General features: G+C 58.2%; 17 protein-coding genes and 1 pseudogene. 10 read left to right on the top strand and 8 right to left on the bottom strand.

Annotated features, from left to right (window positions below):
* Positions 1-181: 181 nt before the first annotated feature.
* Complete coding sequence (gene ilvD, locus IV01_RS07660) at positions 182-2,029, bottom strand: dihydroxy-acid dehydratase (RefSeq protein ID WP_032630117.1); 1,848 nt, start codon at positions 2,027-2,029, stop codon at positions 182-184.
* 318 nt (positions 2,030-2,347) lie between these two features.
* On the opposite strand from ilvD, the gene IV01_RS07665 reads away from it, so the two are divergent.
* On the top strand, positions 2,348-2,806 hold the full coding sequence (locus tag IV01_RS07665) for an REP-associated tyrosine transposase (RefSeq protein ID WP_032630116.1): 459 nt from the start codon (positions 2,348-2,350) through the stop codon (positions 2,804-2,806).
* A 173-nt stretch (positions 2,807-2,979) separates the two neighbouring features.
* Here IV01_RS07665 and IV01_RS07670 read toward each other — a convergent pair whose 3' ends face one another.
* Both IV01_RS07670 and IV01_RS07675 read right to left on the bottom strand, forming a co-directional pair.
* Positions 2,980-3,636, bottom strand: a complete 657-nt coding sequence (locus IV01_RS07670) for a TIGR04211 family SH3 domain-containing protein (RefSeq protein WP_229636140.1) — start codon at positions 3,634-3,636, stop codon at positions 2,980-2,982.
* A gap of 437 nt (positions 3,637-4,073) precedes the next feature.
* On the bottom strand, positions 4,074-5,270 hold the full coding sequence (locus tag IV01_RS07675; protein WP_032630114.1) for a class I SAM-dependent rRNA methyltransferase: 1,197 nt from the start codon (positions 5,268-5,270) through the stop codon (positions 4,074-4,076).
* A gap of 503 nt (positions 5,271-5,773) precedes the next feature.
* Here IV01_RS07675 and IV01_RS07680 point away from each other — a divergent pair.
* The 3 genes from IV01_RS07680 (at position 5,774) to IV01_RS07690 (ending at position 8,023) form a co-directional block, all read left to right on the top strand.
* On the top strand, positions 5,774-6,586 hold the full coding sequence (locus IV01_RS07680) for an HDOD domain-containing protein (protein WP_195758804.1): 813 nt from the start codon (positions 5,774-5,776) through the stop codon (positions 6,584-6,586).
* Between the two features lie 140 nt (positions 6,587-6,726).
* Positions 6,727-7,539, top strand: a complete 813-nt coding sequence (gene mutM / locus IV01_RS07685; protein WP_032630112.1) for a bifunctional DNA-formamidopyrimidine glycosylase/DNA-(apurinic or apyrimidinic site) lyase — start codon at positions 6,727-6,729, stop codon at positions 7,537-7,539.
* Between the two features lie 145 nt (positions 7,540-7,684).
* Entirely contained in the window at positions 7,685-8,023 is a 339-nt protein-coding gene (locus IV01_RS07690) for a hypothetical protein (RefSeq protein WP_032630111.1), read from the top strand.
* 9 nt (positions 8,024-8,032) lie between these two features.
* On the opposite strand, the gene ggt is transcribed toward IV01_RS07690, so the two are convergent.
* From ggt to IV01_RS07715, 5 genes are all read right to left on the bottom strand, one after another.
* Positions 8,033-9,703, bottom strand: coding sequence for a gamma-glutamyltransferase (ggt, locus tag IV01_RS07695; RefSeq protein WP_032630110.1), 1,671 nt, complete (start codon positions 9,701-9,703; stop codon positions 8,033-8,035).
* A 230-nt stretch (positions 9,704-9,933) separates the two neighbouring features.
* Complete coding sequence (locus IV01_RS07700) at positions 9,934-10,185, bottom strand: YfhL family 4Fe-4S dicluster ferredoxin (RefSeq protein ID WP_032630109.1); 252 nt, start codon at positions 10,183-10,185, stop codon at positions 9,934-9,936.
* Between the two features lie 102 nt (positions 10,186-10,287).
* Entirely contained in the window at positions 10,288-10,767 is a 480-nt protein-coding gene (gene coaD, locus IV01_RS07705; RefSeq protein ID WP_032630108.1) for a pantetheine-phosphate adenylyltransferase, read from the bottom strand.
* A gap of 220 nt (positions 10,768-10,987) precedes the next feature.
* Complete coding sequence (locus IV01_RS07710) at positions 10,988-12,418, bottom strand: coniferyl aldehyde dehydrogenase (protein WP_032630107.1); 1,431 nt, start codon at positions 12,416-12,418, stop codon at positions 10,988-10,990.
* Between the two features lie 117 nt (positions 12,419-12,535).
* A complete protein-coding gene (locus IV01_RS07715; protein ID WP_032630106.1) occupies positions 12,536-13,438 on the bottom strand; it encodes a LysR substrate-binding domain-containing protein in 903 nt (300 codons plus the stop codon).
* Between the two features lie 207 nt (positions 13,439-13,645).
* Here IV01_RS07715 and IV01_RS07720 point away from each other — a divergent pair, with 207 nt between their 5' ends.
* The 6 genes and pseudogenes from IV01_RS07720 to glnQ form a co-directional block, all read left to right on the top strand.
* Positions 13,646-14,491 carry a transporter substrate-binding domain-containing protein gene (locus tag IV01_RS07720; protein WP_050507805.1) on the top strand — a complete coding sequence of 282 codons (846 nt, stop codon included), beginning with the start codon at positions 13,646-13,648 and terminating at the stop codon, positions 14,489-14,491.
* A 12-nt stretch (positions 14,492-14,503) separates the two neighbouring features.
* Positions 14,504-15,166, top strand: a complete 663-nt coding sequence (locus IV01_RS07725) for an amino acid ABC transporter permease (protein WP_032630105.1) — start codon at positions 14,504-14,506, stop codon at positions 15,164-15,166.
* Between the two features lie 7 nt (positions 15,167-15,173).
* The gene (locus IV01_RS07730; RefSeq protein WP_032630104.1) at positions 15,174-15,851 is read left to right on the top strand and encodes an amino acid ABC transporter permease; all 678 of its coding nucleotides are present in this window, start codon (positions 15,174-15,176) and stop codon (positions 15,849-15,851) included.
* Between the two features lie 11 nt (positions 15,852-15,862).
* On the top strand, positions 15,863-17,365 hold the full coding sequence (argH, locus tag IV01_RS07735; protein WP_032630103.1) for an argininosuccinate lyase: 1,503 nt from the start codon (positions 15,863-15,865) through the stop codon (positions 17,363-17,365).
* Positions 17,362-18,102, top strand: a complete 741-nt coding sequence (locus IV01_RS07740; protein ID WP_324294259.1) for an amino acid ABC transporter ATP-binding protein — start codon at positions 17,362-17,364, stop codon at positions 18,100-18,102. Before argH ends, IV01_RS07740 begins: the two co-directional genes overlap by 4 nt.
* Positions 18,103-18,111: 9 nt before the next feature.
* A pseudogene (glnQ, locus tag IV01_RS07745) lies at positions 18,112-18,265 on the top strand (glutamine ABC transporter ATP-binding protein GlnQ); the annotation flags it as partial.

Here is an 18,265-nt window from a genome sequence, read left to right as displayed (position 1 = left end):
TTTAGCCGGGAAGAGGCGGTTACAGTCCCTGAAAATGGGTCGTTAGAAGTACTGCTTTCCCGGCTAAAGCCGGTCCCACGTCGGCAGGCAAGCAAACATAGAATGCCCCGCAGGTCATTGCCTTGCGAGAGCAACAAAAAACCCGGCATCGCTGCCGGGTTTTTTGTGTTCGCCGAAAAGCTTAAGGCACCAGCTTGTCCAGCAACGCCTTGTCGCGCACAGCGCCTTTGTCGGCGCTGGTGGCCAGCAGGGCGTAGGCCTTGAGCGCGGTGGTCACTTTGCGTGGGCGCGCTTCAACAGGCTTCCAGCCTTTTTTGTCCTGCTCTGCACGGCGCTCGGCCATTTCCGCGTCGTCGATCAACAGGTTGATCGAGCGATTAGGGATGTCGATCAGCACTTTGTCGCCGTCGCGCACCAGACCAATCGCACCGCCGGCGGCAGCTTCTGGCGAAGCATGCCCAATGGACAAGCCCGAAGTACCACCTGAGAAGCGGCCGTCCGTCAGCAGGGCGCAGTCTTTGCCCAAGCCTTTGGATTTCAGGTACGAAGTCGGATAGAGCATTTCCTGCATGCCAGGGCCGCCTTTCGGACCTTCGTAACGGATGATCACGATGTCGCCAGCTTTGACTTCATCAGCAAGGATGCCGCGTACCGCGCTGTCCTGGCTTTCGAAGATCTTCGCGTTGCCTTCGAACACGTGGATCGACTCGTCTACGCCTGCGGTTTTGACCACGCAGCCATCCAGCGCGATGTTGCCGTACAGCACGGCCAGGCCGCCCTGTTGCGAATAGGCGTGCTCGACACTGCGGATGCAGCCGTTCTCGCGATCGTCATCCAGAGTTTCCCAGCGGGTCGACTGGCTGAACGCCGTTTGCGTCGGGATGCCAGCGGGGCCTGCTTTGAAGAAAGTGTGCACGGCCTCGTCGTCAGTCTGGGTGATGTCCCATTTGGCGATGCCTTCGGCCATGGTCGCGCTGTGCACGGTCGGCAGATCGGTGTGCAGCAGACCGCCACGCGCCAGTTCGCCGAGGATGCTGAAGATCCCGCCCGCACGGTGCACGTCTTCCATGTGGTACTTCTGGATGTTAGGCGCGACTTTGCACAGTTGCGGCACTTCGCGGGACAGCCGGTCGATGTCACGCAGGTCGAAATCGATTTCGGCCTCTTGAGCGGCAGCCAGCAGGTGCAGGATGGTGTTGGTCGAGCCGCCCATGGCGATGTCCAGCGTCATGGCGTTTTCGAAGGCCTTGAAGTTGGCGATGTTGCGCGGCAGCACGGCTTCGTTGTTTTCGATGTAGTACTGGCGGCACAGGTCGACGATGGTGCGGCCAGCCTGCAGGAACAGTTGCTCGCGGTCGCTGTGGGTCGCCAGTGCAGAACCATTGCCCGGCAATGCCAGGCCCAGGGCTTCAGTCAGGCAGTTCATCGAGTTGGCGGTGAACATACCGGAGCACGAACCGCAGGTCGGACAGGCGCTACGCTCGTACTCAGCTACTTTTTCATCGCTGGCGGTATCGTCAGCGGCGATCACCATGGCATCCACCAGGTCCAGGCCGTGGGCTGCCAGTTTGGTCTTGCCGGCTTCCATCGGCCCACCGGAAACGAAAATCACCGGGATGTTCAGGCGCAGTGCGGCCATCAGCATGCCAGGGGTGATCTTGTCGCAGTTGGAGATGCAGACGATGGCGTCGGCGCAGTGGGCGTTGACCATGTACTCCACGGAGTCGGCGATGATCTCGCGGCTCGGCAGGGAATACAGCATGCCGTCGTGACCCATGGCGATGCCGTCATCCACCGCGATGGTATTGAACTCTTTCGCGACCCCACCGGCACGCTCGATTTCACGAGCAACCAGTTGGCCCATGTCTTTGAGGTGCACGTGGCCCGGTACGAACTGGGTGAACGAGTTGGCAACGGCAATAATCGGCTTTTTGAAATCCGCGTCCTTCATCCCGGTGGCGCGCCACAAGGCACGAGCGCCGGCCATGTTGCGACCGTGGGTGGACGTTTTCGAGCGGTAATCAGGCATGGAGCACTCCTGGCGGCTAATCAGGTAAATAGAGAGGGAGTGAGCTTCTGGTGTCTTCACCGGCAAACGGCAGTGACCGAATGCTGCGAGGGAAACCGAAACACTACGGGATCACCGTACGCTCGGCCTGAGCTCATAAACCCGCCGGGGATGACTGGCGATGAATAGCGTCGATTCTACACCTGTAAAGGGGAGAAGGAATGTTGAGGGGGGGATTTATGGATGAATGCCTGGGCCGATACATTCGGCAGCACTTGAACCGGGCGGTATCAGGGCTGAATGACTAACGTGTTGATGATCTGAACAGAGGGCAATGGATTGCCAGATTTGCATCGTAGTGAGCAAGCGCGGGCGGGACGATATTCCGAGACTGGCCGAATTTATCTACTTACATCAGTGGTTCAAAATCGACAGCCTGTTTTCTCGGACTGGAGGCTGGGCCGAATAGTAGTCAAAGAATTCCGATGGGCTCACGAGCAGGGGCTGGTCAGGTCTTTGGCCTGGGTCGTAATGCCCGACCACTTTCACTGGTTGATCGAGCTTCAGGCAGGAACATTGCAGAGACTGATGCAAGGTACAAAGTCTCGTAGTGCGATTGCGGTGAATCGTGCGAGGGGATGTAGCGAACAGCTTTGGCAGAAGGGCTATCACGATCGGGCCATTCGGTACGACGGAGATTTACTGAAGGCCGCTCGCTACATCATTGCTAACCCGTTAAGAGCAGGGGTGGTGAAGCGAGTTGAGGATTATCCTCTCTGGGATGCTGTTTGGCTTTGAGGCCGCCATCGCGAGCAAGCTCGCTCCTACAGTTGAAATACGTACCCCTGTAGGAGCGAGCTTGCTCGCGATGACGTCGGGTATCGCAACGCAAAATCAGGTTTGATAATGCGGTCGTATTCTGTAGGAGCGAGCGATGGCGTCATTGGCCGTTCACAAACCCACCTGACGAATCAAACCCACCCATCATTCTTCTTACGGCCGCGGGTCAGGGCCGGGATGATCAGGCCGACCAGCAGGCCGGCGCCGGCGATGCTGCCGCCGTAGACCATATAACGCATTAATACGAGGTTATTTTCGTCGCCAAGCTTGGCCTGGGTGGTGCGAAGCTCTGATTGCGAAGCGCTGAGTTGCTCGTTGAGGTCTTTGCTACGGGCTTCGAGTTCATCGATCAGCTTTTTGCGGGTGTCGAGGGTTTCCTGCATGCCTTGCACGCGGGTTTTCCAGCTGTCGTCGATGGTTTTCAACTGGCCGCTGAGGTCTGCCACTTGCTGCGTCAGCTCCGGCAGACGCTCTGCCTGACCGGGTTCGGCTTGCAGGTCGCTGGTGGGGATCCAGACCGAGCTACCGCCTTCGCCACGCACCTGGCTGTAATCGCCCTGGGTATTGATCAATTCAACTTTTTGCCCGGACTTCAGCGTGCCCACAATGCGGTAGCCATCAGTCGGACCGCTACGCACGAAAGTATTGAGGCTGTCGCTGACCCAGCGGTCGTTAGGTTTGTGTTCTGCGGCGTTGGCGGTGCCACAGACGGCGATCAGTAAGGCGGCGCCCAATGTGCGACGGTTTAGCAGGCGATGAGAAATGAAGGCTGAAAGATGACGAGACATAGACATGGTTATCTTCGATAAAAGGAAAGATAAAGGCGCCGATGGTCGGGCCGGTAAAGATGGTGCAGTGACATGCAGCACAAGCTGCAACGGCTGCGAAAAAAATCGGCATTGGGCGGGGAAGGGGAAACTGCTTGAGCCCTTTTTCAGGGTCTACACCCGAACGCCATCCGTTTTAATCCCAACTCACAGACCATAGGAATCGTTTCAGGTTCATTGCCGGGGCGGGAGGGTGACGGAATTCTGACTTGCGGTAGGGGGGCGGGGATGTGGTGGCACGAATTCGTGGGACCGGCTTTAGCCGGGAAGGCTGCATTTCAGCCAACCCACTTTTGGGGCTGTACCGGCCTCTTCCCGGCTAAAGCCGGTCCTACGAGGATATGCATCGCTGGTTGACGCGTTGGGGTGGACGAAGCACCCCAACCATTCAGAGCGATTTAGCTGTTGGGCAACAACCGGCAAGTAATGCTCTTGATGTAGCGGGTTTCAGCGATAGCTGGGTGGACCGGGTGATCCGGACCCTGGCCGCCGCGTTCCAGCAGCTGGATGTTGCGGTCCAGATGGCGGGCGCTGGTCAGCAGGATGTTTTGCAGATCGTCTTCCGGCAGGTGCATCGAGCATGAGGCGCTGACCAGGATGCCGTCCTTGCTGAGCAGGCGCATGGCTTGCTCGTTCAGGCGACGGTAGCCGGCTTCGCCATTCTTCATGTCTTTCTTGCGCTTGATGAAGGCCGGAGGATCGGCAACGATCACGTCGAAACGCTCTTCGCCTGCTTTCAGCTCTTTCAGGGCTGCGAACACATCGCCTTCGATGCAGGTGAGCTTTTCTGCGAAACCGTTCAGCGCCGCGTTACGCTCAACGCCGTCCAGTGCGAACGAGGACGCATCGATGCAGGTCACTTCGCTGGCACCAAACGCCGCAGCCTGAATACCCCAGCCGCCGATGTAGCTGTAGAGGTCCAGAACCCGTTTGCCTTTGACGTACGGAGCCAGGCGCGCGCGGTTCATGCGGTGGTCGTAGAACCAGCCAGTCTTCTGACCTTCCATGACCGGGGCTTCGAACTTCACGCCGTTCTCTTCCAGGGCAACCCACTCAGGGACCAGGCCGAAGACTGTCTCGACATAGCGATTCAGGCCTTCAGCATCACGGGCAGCGGAGTCGTTTTTGAAGAGAATGCCAGTTGGCTTGAGGACCTGTACGAGTGCCGCGATGACGTCTTCTTTGTGGTTTTCCATGGTGGCCGAAGCCAGCTGGACCACCAGAATGTCGCCGAAACGATCAACCACCAGCCCTGGCAACAGGTCCGAATCGCCGTACACCAAGCGGTAGAAGGGCTTGTCGAACAGGCGATCGCGCAATGACAGAGCCACGTTGATGCGATGCACCAGCAGCGACTTGTCCAGCGGCAATTTAATGTCGCGGGAGACAAGGCGGGCGCAGATCAAGTTGTTGGGGCTCATGGCGACGATGCCCAGTGGCTTGCCGCCAGCTGCTTCCAGCAGCGCTTGATCGCCAGCGGCGAAGCCGTGCAGCGGGGTTGCGGCGACGTCGATTTCGTTGCTGTAGACCCACAGGTGACCGGCGCGCAGGCGACGGTCGGCGTTGGCTTTGAGGCGCAAGCTAGGCAGGGACATGACGTCGCTCCTGAAAAAAGAGCGGGATTATAGCGGGAATCGAATAGTGGTCGTCGGTTTTATGGAGGGTAGAGAGGGGGTTGAGGGTTGGTGCGACTAATGGTAGGCGAGCAAGCCCATTCCTGCAGGACACCGCGCTCCCACAGGTCCCGCGAAGTTAAGCAGAAGGCGCCTGAATCAACTGGACCTGTCAACTCGACTTGTTCAAATCACGTCTGTGACCAGGATGGCGACGCGCTTACCGTTCAAAGATTTAGACATGAATTTTCTCCAGCTTCAGATTCGAGACCGATCCAGACGCATATCCATCATTTTGAATGGGTTGCGAAGCCTGGGCTTACAGTTTCCGAATAGTTGACGCCAATTAAGTTCCAGACATTTGCCCGAGTAGCTGTAAAGCGCATGAGAGGTAGGGGTAGAATCCAAGCCTGTCCTGGAGTGTTACCCCCATGTCCCAAGAGCTAACGGCTGAGCAGATCAAGCAAGTCCTGCAAGGCATAAGTGTGCCGCCGCAGCCGCAAATCATGGTTGATTTGCAGATGGAGCAGTACATGCCGGATCCCGATCTGGGTGTCATAGCCAAGCTGATCGCTCAGGATCCCGGCTTGTCCGGCGCGTTGTTGAAAATCGTCAATTCAGCCCATTACGGCCTGGTCAACAAAATTGCCTCGATTCAGAAAGCAGTGAATCTGCTGGGCATTCGTTCGGTCGTCAATTTGATCAATGCGCAATCGATCAAGGGCGAGATGAGCGATGAAACCATCGTGACCTTGAACCGTTTCTGGGATTCGACCCAGGACGTGGCGATGACAAGTCTGACGATCGCCAAACGCATTGGCTCGCAAACGGTGGATGAGTCCTACGCGCTGGGGTTGTTTCATGACTGTGGCATCCCGCTGATGCTCAAGCGATTCCCGGACTACATGCAGGCATTGGAGCGGGCCTACGCCAACGCCGGGCCGAATCATCGCGTGGTGGACACCGAGAACGATGAGTTCAACACCAACCATGCAGTAGTAGGCTATTTCACTGCCAAATCCTGGCGTCTGCCCGACCATGTCACCAATGCCATAGCCAATCACCACAACGCACTGGCGATTTTTCAGGACGATTCCAACCGTAACGCGCCTTTGAAAAACCTGCTGGCGGTGTTGAAGATGGCAGAGCACATCTGCGCGTCGCATCGGGTGCTGGGCAACGAAGACGAAGATCACGAATGGAATACCATCGGGCATCTGATTCTGGATTACGTGGGCCTTTCCGATTACGACTTCGAAAACCTCAAGGAAAGCATTCGCGAGTTGTCTGCGCATTGACGTGCCGCAAACCTGAATTTGTAGGAGCTCACGAGCACCGCGAGGCAGCAATGGCGGTGTATCTGACAGACGTAATCGCTGCCTCGCGGTGCTCGTGAGCTCCTACAGAAAAGCATTCAAATTCTAATAGTCAGTTACCCATGCCCGAATTACCCGAAGTCGAAACCACCCGCCGGGGCATCGCGCCTCACCTTGAAGGCCAGCGGGTCAGCCGCGTCATCGTGCGTGACCGGCGTTTGCGCTGGCCAATCCCGGAAGATCTGGATGTACGTCTTTCCGGACAAAAAATCGTCGTTGTCGAGCGTCGCGCCAAATACTTGTTGATCCAGGCTGAAGTCGGTACGTTGATCAGTCATTTGGGCATGTCGGGTAATTTGCGCCTGGTCGAAGCCGGGCTGCCTGCGCTGAAACACGAGCACGTGGATATCGAGCTGGAATCCGGGCTGGCGTTGCGCTACACCGATCCACGTCGGTTCGGCGCCATGCTCTGGAGTCTCGATCCACTCAATCACGAGCTGTTGATCCGACTCGGGCCTGAGCCGTTGACGGATCTGTTCGACGGCCTGCGTTTGTATGAGCGGTCGAGAGGTAAGTCCATCGCCGTGAAGCCATTCATCATGGACAACGCGGTGGTTGTTGGCGTCGGTAATATCTACGCCACCGAAGCCCTGTTCGCCGCCGGGATCGACCCACGCCGGGAAGCTAAAAGCATCTCCAAAGCCCGCTATGTGAAGCTGGCCATCGAGATCAAGCGCATCCTCGCGGCTGCCATCGAGCGCGGCGGCACGACCCTGCGTGATTTCATCGGCGGTGACGGCCAGCCGGGTTACTTCCAGCAAGAACTGTTCGCCTATGGTCGTGGTGAATTGCCCTGCAAGGTGTGCGGCACGACGTTACGAGAGATCAAACTCGGGCAGCGCGCGAGTGTGTATTGCCCGAAGTGTCAGAAGTAGAGCCGTTCGCGGCGTAATGCCTGTGAACGCAGTCTCCTGTGGGAACGCATTCCAACATATCGTTGTGATTGCCCCACTTGCTTAACCCCCATCGCTGTTTATAGTGAACGCCATCTCAATTCGTAGTGTTTGAAGGACCAATGCCATGAAGCCGTTTCGTATGCTCGCTGCCACTCTGGCGCTGTTTTTTGGATTGCAGGCAGTACCGGCGATGGCGGGTACGCAGACGACGAGCAGTGGCGATCCGGTTTACGACATTCAGAACCCACCCGCTTTCGCCATGATCGGTGACTTGCTCATCGCCCGGCCGCTGCTGATTGCGGCGACGATCATTGGTACCGGATTGTTCGTAGTGGCCTTGCCATTCACCGCAACCGGCGGCGGCATCGGGCGCACAGGCAAGGCGTTGGTTGTTGATCCAGCGAAAGCAGCGTTTGTGCGCTGCCTTGGCTGCACCGGCGATGGTTACAACCAGCAGGAGTAATCCTGCGGTTTACCGAAGTCGAGGATCAAAACTCTGTGATTCACCCAGGCCGCGAGGATCGCTGGCGGCTTCGACCTTCTTGCCGCTCTTGTTCCAGAACAGCACCTGCTGATTGCCATAGCCCTTTGGCACCTCTTTGAACTGATAACCGCGGGCGTGCAACTGGCTCATTTCATCCGGGGTAAAAGCATCGGGCTCATGCTCGACCACATCCGGTAAATACTGGTGGTGATAGCGCGCCACGGCGGGCCAGCTGGCGACGGGTTGGCCGTCCAGATATTGCAGCATCGATAACAGCACCATGCTCGGAATCCGGCTGCCGCCTGGCGTGCCGAATGCGGCGAACTCCTCAGGACTCTCAATAAAGCTCGGGCTCATGCTCGACAGCGGCCGCTTGCCCGCTGCAATCGAATTCGCCTGACTGCCCGCCAGACCATAAGCATTGCTGCCGTGGGGATCAGCGGCAAAGTCGTCCATCTCGTCATTGAGCACTACGCCGGTGCCGGGCACGGTAAACGCTGAACCGAACGGCAGATTGACCGACAAGGTCGCGGCAACCGCATTGCCATCGTTGTCGAGAACCGCAAAGTGCGTGGTGTGTTCCCCTTCACGCCATGGCGGGGCTGGCGGCAGGCTTTTGCTGGGCGTTGCCTGCTCGGGGGAGATACTGCCTGCCAGCTGAGCCAGGTACTCGCGGTTCAGCAGATGAGTGAGCGGGTTGGCGACGAAGTCCGGATCGCCCAGCAAGCCACGGTCGCGATAAGCGCGGCGCAGCACTTCCAGCACGTAATGGGCGCGCTGCACCTTGTCGGACTCGCGCCACGGCAGTTGTTGCAACATGGTCAGGCTCTGGGCCAAGGCCACACCGCCAGCCGAGGGTGGTGGGGCGCTGATCAGTTCCCGTTGACCGTCCAAGGGGTAGCGCAGCGGGGTGCGCGTAGCGATCTGGTACTGGTCCAGGTCTTCAGGACTCCAGATGCCGCCTGCGACTCGTACCTCGTGGACCATGGATTGGGCGGTCAGGCCGTTGTAAAAGCCATCGCGCCCCCGATCGGCGAGGCGATTCAGGGTGGCGGCCAGTTCCGGTTGTTTGATGACCTCATCCAGCGCTGGCACCTGGCCGTTGCGCAGGAACAGCCGTGCGCTTTCCGGGTCATCCCGTAATGCCGAGAGGCGGGCAGTGGCGCGCTGCTGGTAAATTCGATCAACCGCAAAGCCTTGGTAAGCAACACGGATCGCCGGAGCCATGGAAATGCTCAACGGCAATTTGCCGTAACGCTCGGCCAGCTCGACCAATGCCGCGGGCAGACCTGGAATGGCAGCGGCCAATGGGCCGTTCAGGGACAGCGCGGGTTGCACCTTGCCGTTGCGACGATACAGATCGTAAGTAGCCTTGAGTGGCGCCTTCTCTCTGGCATCAAGGAAGACGTAACCGGCGGGTTGGCCGCTTTGCCGCAGGAGAAAGAACCCACCGCCGCCCAGCCCTGATCCGTACGGCTCGACCACCGCCAGTGTGGCGCTGATGGCTACGGCTGCATCAAACGCGTTGCCCCCGGCGACCATGATTTCCCGACCAGCGGCTGTCGCCTGCGGGTGTGGGCTGGCGATGGCGGACTGTTCCGGACGAGGGAAGGGATTTTCAGCAGCGACGACAACGTGCGTCGTGAGTGCGCAGAGCATGAGCAATGCGCTGGATACAAGCTGCCGCCCGGTCTTCAACGTAATTCTGTAGGAGCGAGCTTGCTCGCGATGAACGATAACGTGGTGTGACAGGCAGACCGAGTCGGCTGCATCGCGGGCAAGCGCGCTCCTACAGGAGAAAGACTTCAAGTCAGATGTTCGGATCATGCCGGGCTCACTTTGGTTAACAGGCTTAAAGCCTGATCCCGGCGAACAGGTGGACGCCGACCTTAGACCTTGCTGGTGAGGATCAGGTACTTCTGCATCAGCTCGTCTTTGCTTTCGACGTGGTTTTCATCCAGAGGGATGCAATCCACCGGGCAGACTTGCTGGCACTGCGGTTCGTCGTAATGGCCAACGCATTCGGTGCACAGGCTCGGATTGATCACGTAGATCTCTTCGCCTTGAGAAATCGCCTCGTTCGGGCACTCGGGTTCGCAAACGTCGCAATTGATGCAATCGTCAGTGATGATCAGGGACATGAAGCACTCCTGCCCCAGCCGACGCGGGGGCACATGAAATCTAATGCGGCGAATTGTGCCGCATTAGTCGTTCCGATGCACCCGGGGCGTGCGGCAAAGAGCTTAGCGCTTGAAGCGTTCAGTCAGCGCCGTGGCGACGGCCGGATGGACGAATTTACTGATATCCCCGCCCAGTGCGGCGATTTCACGGACCAGTGTCGAGGAAATGAACGAATAACGTTCCGACGGAGTGAGGAATAAACTTTCGACGTCCGGTGCCAGTTGGCGATTCATGTTCGCTAGCTGGAACTCGTATTCGAAATCCGAAACGGCACGCAGGCCGCGAAGGAATACGTTGGCGTTCTGCTCCTTGGCAAAGTGCGCAAGCAGTGTCGAAAAGCCCACCACTTCAACATTCGGCAGATGTTTAGTGACCTCGCGGGCCAGCTCAACGCGCTGTTCCAGCGGAAACAGCGGGTTTTTCTTCGGGCTGGCAGCCACAGCAATCACGACTTGGTCGAACAGGCGCGATGCTCGTTCGACCAGATCGCCATGGCCCTTGGTAATAGGGTCGAAGGTGCCTGGATACAACACTCGGTTCATCGCGTCGTCCTGGTCGGAGTCCTTTGGGGAGTCGGATGGTATCGCAGCAATCCCGGTGGGCCAAGTCGGCGTGCTGAAGGCGAAGGTCGTATTGCTATCGATCTGGCCCTGAATACCTCTGTGGGAGCGGTGCTTGCCCGCGATAAGGTTTGGGTGATCTAAAGTTAATTGCGGCCAGCCTTATCGCGGGCAAGCACCGCTCCCACAGGGGGAGAACCTTTTAACGAATAAACAATTTATAGACCAACTTCTGAATCGCCTTGCCATAGGGCGGGTAAATCAGCCGCGCGGCGTTGAAGCGTTGCTTGATGAGCACGCCCTTGGCTTTGCTGAAGGTCATGAAACCTTCGCGACCGTGGTAATGGCCCATTCCAGAAGGGCCTACGCCGCCAAATGGCAAATCATCCTGGGCGACATGGAGCAAGGTGTCATTCAGACACACGCCGCCGGAATGGGTCTGCTCCAGGACGCGAGTTTGTTCGGCCTTGTTGTAGCCGAAGTAATACAGGGCCAGTGGCCGAGGCCGCTGATTGACGTAGGCAAAGGCCTCGTCGATGCGTGAGTAGCTGACGATGGGCAGCAGCGGTCCGAATATTTCGTCCTGCATCACCAACATGTCGTCGCTGACATTGAGCAGCAGGCTAAACGGCATGCGTTGTCCCTGGCCGGTTTCGTACAGGGCAATGACCTTGGCGCCCTTGAGAGTGGCATCGTCCAGATAATGATTGAGTCGTGCCAGCTGTCGCTGATTGATGATTGCCGTGTAGTCCGGGTTATCAATCAGCGTCGGATAAAACCCCAGGACCGCCCTTTTGTAGGCTTCAACAAAGCCCTCGACTCGATCCTCCGGGACCAGCACGTAATCCGGCGCAACGCAGGTCTGGCCGGCGTTCATCGTCTTGCCAAAGGCGATGCGCTCGGCCGCGTCCTTGAGCGGCACGTCGTGGGACACAATCGCAGGGGATTTGCCTCCCAGTTCCAGGGTCACGGGTGTGAGATTCTCCGCCGCAGCGCGCATTACATGCTTGCCGACGCTGGTTGCGCCGGTGAACAGCAGGTGGTCGAACGGGAGGCTGGAAAACGCGATGCCTACGTCAGCTTCACCGAGCACCACGGCAACCAGATCTTCAGGGAACGCCCGCGCTAACAGGCGCTTGAGCAATTCACCGGTGGCGGGGGTCGATTCGCTGAGCTTGAGCATCACCCGATTGCCCGCCGCCAACGCGCCGATCATGGGCCCGATGGCGAGAAACAGTGGGTAATTCCACGGGACGATGATCCCCACCACGCCCAGCGGTTGGTAGATCACCTTGGCGGAGGCTGGTTGAAAGGCAATGCCCACCTTGCGCGGGGATGGCTTCATCCACATCTTCAGATGTTTGAGCGCATCCTTGATGCCGAACAGGCTGGGCATGATTTCAGCCATAAGTGTCTCGTCGGCACTGCGATGGCTGAAATCGCTGCTGATTGCTTCGATCAGCGCCTGCTTCTCGGCGCAAAGCAGATTATGCAAACGGGTCAACCATTGCGAGCGCTCATCGTGAGTCGGCATCGGGTTGGCTGCGAAAGCCTTACGCTGGGTGGCGAACACGCGCTCAAGTTCACTGAGTGGTGAAGTCCGGTCCGGCAACCAGGCGTGTTCGGCGGGCATGTGGGTGATTCCAGTTGGAGTTATCTGTCGGTTTTAGAGTTGTTGCTCTAGGAAGTCAAATGTTCAGGCACCTGTGCGCAGGAGCAGACAGGCATAGACTTCCCCATAGGGCGAGGCTCACTGCCAGTCCTTTGAGGCACTGCTGAGCATTTCATGAATCATCTGCCCAAAACGCTTTGTCAGCATGCTTTGTGGTCGATCAGACGGCAGCAACAGATAAGTCGTGAAATGTATCTGCGGGCGAAATGGCCGAATTCCGATTCCGGTATGCAAGTAATCCAGCGCCACCATCGGGCTGACAATGCTGACTCCCAGGCCAAGCCCTACCAGCGAGCACACGGTCGCTGCATAGGGAGTCTCCAGGCTCAGTTTTCGATAGCCCTTGCTATCAGGAAACGCTCGATCAACACGGGTCCGTGAGCCGTCATTGAGGGACAGTGAGATAAATTCTTCGTCCCGCAGATCCTCCGGCGTCACTGACTCAAGCGTGCTCAGGCGATGATCTTTGGGAAATACGCAGACGCCTGGCACATCGCAGATCATCTGCGCGTTCACCCCCGGCATGTCTTCGCCGATGTATGACACCAACCCAAGGTCACAGAATTGCGAGGCAGCCCAATGCGCCACCATTGGAGAGTCGCTGGTGTGAATCGAGATCGTGACGGCTGGATTTTCCTGGCGAAAGCGCTGGATAACTTTGGGCAGAATCGTCAGCGACAGTGAGGGTACCGCCGCGATACGCAAACGGCCGGTACCACCCCGGCGAATGTTCTGTGCCGATTTTTCCAGGCTCTGCAGGCCAATGAACGCCCGCTCTACGTCGGCGAAGAGCGATGCGCCCTCATCGGTAGGCAGCACTCGCCCACCCACTCTTTCAAATAGCTTGAAACCACTGCTGCGTTCCAGCTGCGCAATGAGTCTGCTGATGTTCGGCTGGGAAGTGTGCAAAGACGCCGCGGCAGCGGTCATCGAGCCGCTCAGCATCACCGCGCGGAAAGCTTCAATTTGTTTGAAGTTCATAATCGGGCATATCAAATCGGTATGGATGCCTACTGTATTGTCATTTGTTGACATGATCCAGAGGCTTTATAACTGATTGCGAGATCGAAATAACCGCGCAGACGGACTCGATCTAATCCGCTCCATCATCACCTTGTTCTGCCCTTGAATTCATTGCGTCGTCCCGTGCCACTGGTCGGTCGTCGCTGTTATGTACCAGGAGGCATCATGTCGTTTTCTTACAAGAAATTGGGTAGCGCGCTGGCATTGTCGTGCGTTGCATTCGCAGGAATCGCGCAGTTGCAGGCGGCCGAACTTCCCGCTGTACCCGCCGAGATCAAAGACGCCGGGCAACTGCGCGCTGGCGTGCGTTGTGACCAGCCACCCTACGGCTTTCAGGACGGCAGCGGCGAATTCGCCGGTGTCGAAGTGGAAATGGCCAAGCAGATTGGATTGTGGGCGCTGGGCTCCAAAGACAAAGTGACCTTTACCTGCGTGACCGCTGAAAATCGCGTACCGCAGCTGCTGGGTCGCAAGGTCGATTTCCTTATCGCCACCCTTGGTGTGACGCCTGAGCGTCAACGCGTGATCGACTTCACGACGCCGTACCGATGGGGTGCCAGCGACGTGATTGTCAAGAAAGACAGCGCGATCAAGAAAATCACCGACCTTAAGGGCAAAACGCTCGCCACCCTGAAGGGCTCAGTGCAGGCCAAGTGGTTTGAAGATCACATGCCCGAGGTCAAAACCCTGCGAATGAACAGCGCTGCCGACGCGCTGCAGACGTTCCGTCAAGGCCGTGCCGACGCTTACACCCACGATGCCGCCACGCTGGTGGTTGTCATTGACAACGATAAAGACGCGCGACTGCTCAATGAGCCGTTCCAGATTTCCGATGCTGCCATTGGCGTGCGCAAGAACGAAGATCAGTGGCGCGATTACCTGAGTGCGGCCGTAGCCCGCATGCACGAAGAGAAGCTGTTTCGTGTGTGGGTACAGCAATTCGTCCCGACCAATATCCAAAGCTATTACCTGAGCGTCTTCGAGCAGGCCAAACCTGCTGAAGCCCTCTGACGGGCGCCACTCATGGACTTTGATTTCAACTACCTGCTGGCGCAATGGCCTGCACTGCTCGACGGCGTGTTGATGACGTTGCGGGTGTCTTTGCTGTCCATCGTGCTCGCATTGCTCATCGGTGTCGTGGGCGGCGCCGCGCGAGTGATGAAAGTCCCGGTGATCTCGCAATTGGTGGTGCTGTATGTGGAGTTGATTCGCAACACACCAATTCTGGTGCAGTTGTTCTTCATCTTCTACGGGCTGCCAGCCATTGGCCTGGAGTTGTCGCTGTTCTGGTCCGGAGTGTTTTGCCTGTCGTTATGGGCCGGTGCTTACCAGATTGAAAACATGCGCGGCGGTCTGGCGACCGTCGAGCATGGGATGCGCGAGGCAAGCATGGCCCTGAGCCTGAAGCCGAGTCATTACTTCTGTCTGGTGGCCTTGCCCATCGCATTTCGCACCAGTTTGCCGGCGGTGCTCAATACGTCGATATCACTGCTCAAGAACTCCTCGTATCTCCAGGCGATTGGCTTGGCGGAGCTGACTTTCGTGGCGGTGGATCGAATTGCGACGGATTTCCGGGCCATCGAGATGTTCAGCGCTATCTGCGTGATGTACCTGGCATTGGTGGCGATTCTGGCGCTGTTGACCGGACGTCTTTCGGCTCACTTGCAACGACCTTTCCGGCAGTGAGGCAACGATGAATTTTCTAGTCGAAAACTGGGGTTTCGTTTCCAAAGGCTTGTGGATGACGCTACGCCTGGCCCTGGTGGTGCTGCTGTTCACCACGTTGATCTCCGCGCTATTCGGGGTGCTGGCAACGCTGAAAAACCGCCTCCTGCGCTGGGCAATACACGGTTACGTTGAGCTGTTCCGCTCGATCCCGCTGATCGTCAACGTGTTCTTCATTTTTTTCGGCGCACCCATGTTAGGGCTCGACCTGAGCCCTTTCGCGGCGGTGACCACCGGCCTGACGTTGTGGGGCAGTGCCAATGGCATCGAAATCGTGCGTGGCGGGCTTGAGTCGGTCGCTCGCCATCAATGGAAAAGTGCCTGGGCCTTGGGTTTACGGCCCTGGCAGATCTATCTGCACGTGATAGTCCCGCAGTCGATGCGCGCCATTCTGCCGGCCTATACCGGGTTACTGACCATGCTCGTGCAAGCCACTTCCCTAGGTGCGCTGGTGGGTGTCGGTGAGTTCCTCAAAGTCGGCCAGATCATCATCGAACGCACTACGGTCATGACCGGTGCCAGCCCTGCATTCACCGTCTACGGCGTGGTGTTGCTGGTGTACTTCGTCATTTGTTCACTTCTGAGCTGGCTCAGTCGTTATCTCGAACGTCGCCTGGGTCGCCCAGTGACGCGTGCCACTATTTAAGAGGTTTCACCATGCAAGAATCCAAAGTCAGCAGGCGTTTGAAAGAAGCCACCGCCCCGGAAGTCAACGAGTTTATCTACCGGCCGCGCCTGGAGGGTTTCGCCGATGGGTTCGATAACCTTGGCAACGTCAATAAGGCGCACATCGTCATGCTCGCCGAGCAAGGCCTGATTCGTGGTGAGCACGCCGCCGCGCTGGCCAAGGGCGTCCTGGACATGGAGGCGGCAGGAGCGAGTGTCGTGCCACTGGATCCGTCCCGGGAAGATGCGTATTTCAACTACGAAGCGCATCTGATTGAGCAGATCGGCACCGACATTGGCGGGCGCTTGCATACCGGCCGTAGCCGTAACGACATTCTTGCCACGCTGGATCGCTTGCGCTGCCGTGAAGTGTTGATGGATCTGATCGATGCGTTGATTCAAGTGCGCCAGACCGCCCTCAACAACGCCGAAGTGTTCGCCACAGTGGTCATGCCCGGCTACACCCACCTGCAACCCGCGCAGCCGATCACCTACGGTTATTACCTGTCGGCCGTTGAGCAGGCACTGGAACGTGACTGCAAGCGTCTGACCCGGACGCTGGAAACCATGAACCAAAGCCCGCTCGGTGCTGCAGCCTTCGCTGGCACACCTTTCGATATCGATCGTGCGCGTACCGCAGAACTGCTGGGTTTCGATGGTTATCTGGATAATGCGCTGGACGCAGTGGGTTCGCGGGACTTCATTCTGGAAAGCCTGTCGCATTTGAGCCTGCTTTCGGTGTTCTGGAGCCGGGTGGCACAGGATTACTTTATCTGGAGCACCCACGAGTTCAGCCTGATTGACTTCCCGGACAGCGTTGCCGCCACGTCAAGCATCATGCCGCAGAAGAAAAACCCGACCGTGCTCGAATACCTCAAGGGCCGCACCGGGCACATCGTCGGCCTGTTGATGGGCGCGAGCATGAGCATCAAGGGCAGCAACTTTTCCCACACCGGCGACGCCAACCGCGAAGGCACTCGTGGCTTCTGGGAAGCGGCTGAAGAAAGCCTGCGCTGCCTGAAATTGCTGGACCTGGTACTGCGTACCGCGACGCCAAATGCCGGGCTTGCGGTCAAGCGTGCGGGTGAGGACTTCTCGACAGCAACCGGTCTGGCGGACTTGATCGTACGTGAGGCAGACCTGTCGTTCCGTGAGGCCCACCACGTGGTGGGCGGCGTGGTGCGTATGGCGATGGATGCCGGTATGCCCGCCCACCAGATCGACACAGCCATGGTAGACACCTGCGCCATCGAGCAACTGGGCCACGCGCTGAATTTGCCCGCGCAGAAAGTCCGGGACTGCCTCGACCCTGTCGCCAACGTTCAAGCGCGCAGTTCCGCAGGTGGGCCGTCGCAGGCTTCGCTCGCACCGAGCCTGCAACGTGCCGGAGTACGTCTGGCGAGTGAGCGTCAAGCCAATCAGGCGCGTCGTGATCGTCTGACAGCCGCTCATGATCGTTTGCAAGCCGCCACCAAGGCACAGGCTGGCCTATGAGCGCGATCCTGACCGTACGCGGGCTTCATAAGCATTTTGGCGATCACGAAGTCGTCAAAGGCGTGGACATGGACGTCCACCAAGGGGAGGTGGTGGTCATCATCGGCCCTAGCGGCTCGGGAAAGTCCACGTTCATTCGTTGCCTGAACAGTCTCGAAGAGCCCTCGGCCGGGAGTGTCGTGATCGCCGGTGGTGAATCGGTCAAGGCGGGCAACCGCAAGGCACTGGCCAGGTTGCGCGAGGAAGTCGGCATGGTGTTTCAGGATTACACCTTGTTCCCGCACATGACGGTGATGGCGAATATGATATTGGCGCCTGTCAAGCTCAAGCGCGCGTCCAAGGCTGATGCGCAGAGCAATGCCCTGGCGCTGCTGGATCGCGTTGGACTTCGGCACAAGGCTGACGGCTATCCGTCCGAGTTGTCAGGCGGACAGCAACAGCGCGTGGCGATTGTCCGCGCGCTGGCGATGAAGCCCAGGTTGATGCTGTTCGACGAACCGACCTCGGCCCTGGACCCGGAAACCGTGGGCGATGTGCTCAACGTCATGAAGGGGCTAGCCAGCGAAGGCATGACTATGATCGTCGTAACCCACGAAATGGGCTTTGCTCGGGAAGTGGCGGACCGAGTGGTGTTTTTTGATGGCGGCCGGATAGTCGAAATGGGGCCGCCGTCGCAGATTTTCAGCGCGCCGAAAGAAGCCCGTACCCGGCAGTTCTTGCAGAGTGTTCTTCACTAGGAGCTTGTGATGAGTGACGTGATCAATAAGCCTCTGGGCGCCGAAGGCATGATCCGCATGGAGGGCGTACACAAGTGGTACGGCCAGTTTCACGTGCTCAAGGACATTAACCTGAACGTGCGTCAGGGCGAGCGTATTGTGTTGTGCGGGCCGTCGGGCTCGG

Origin of the sequence: Pseudomonas syringae, from assembly GCF_000737245.1 — a bacterium.
GTDB lineage: Bacteria > Pseudomonadota > Gammaproteobacteria > Pseudomonadales > Pseudomonadaceae > Aquipseudomonas > Aquipseudomonas syringae_J.
This window is presented reverse-complemented; position numbering and strand designations above follow the sequence as displayed.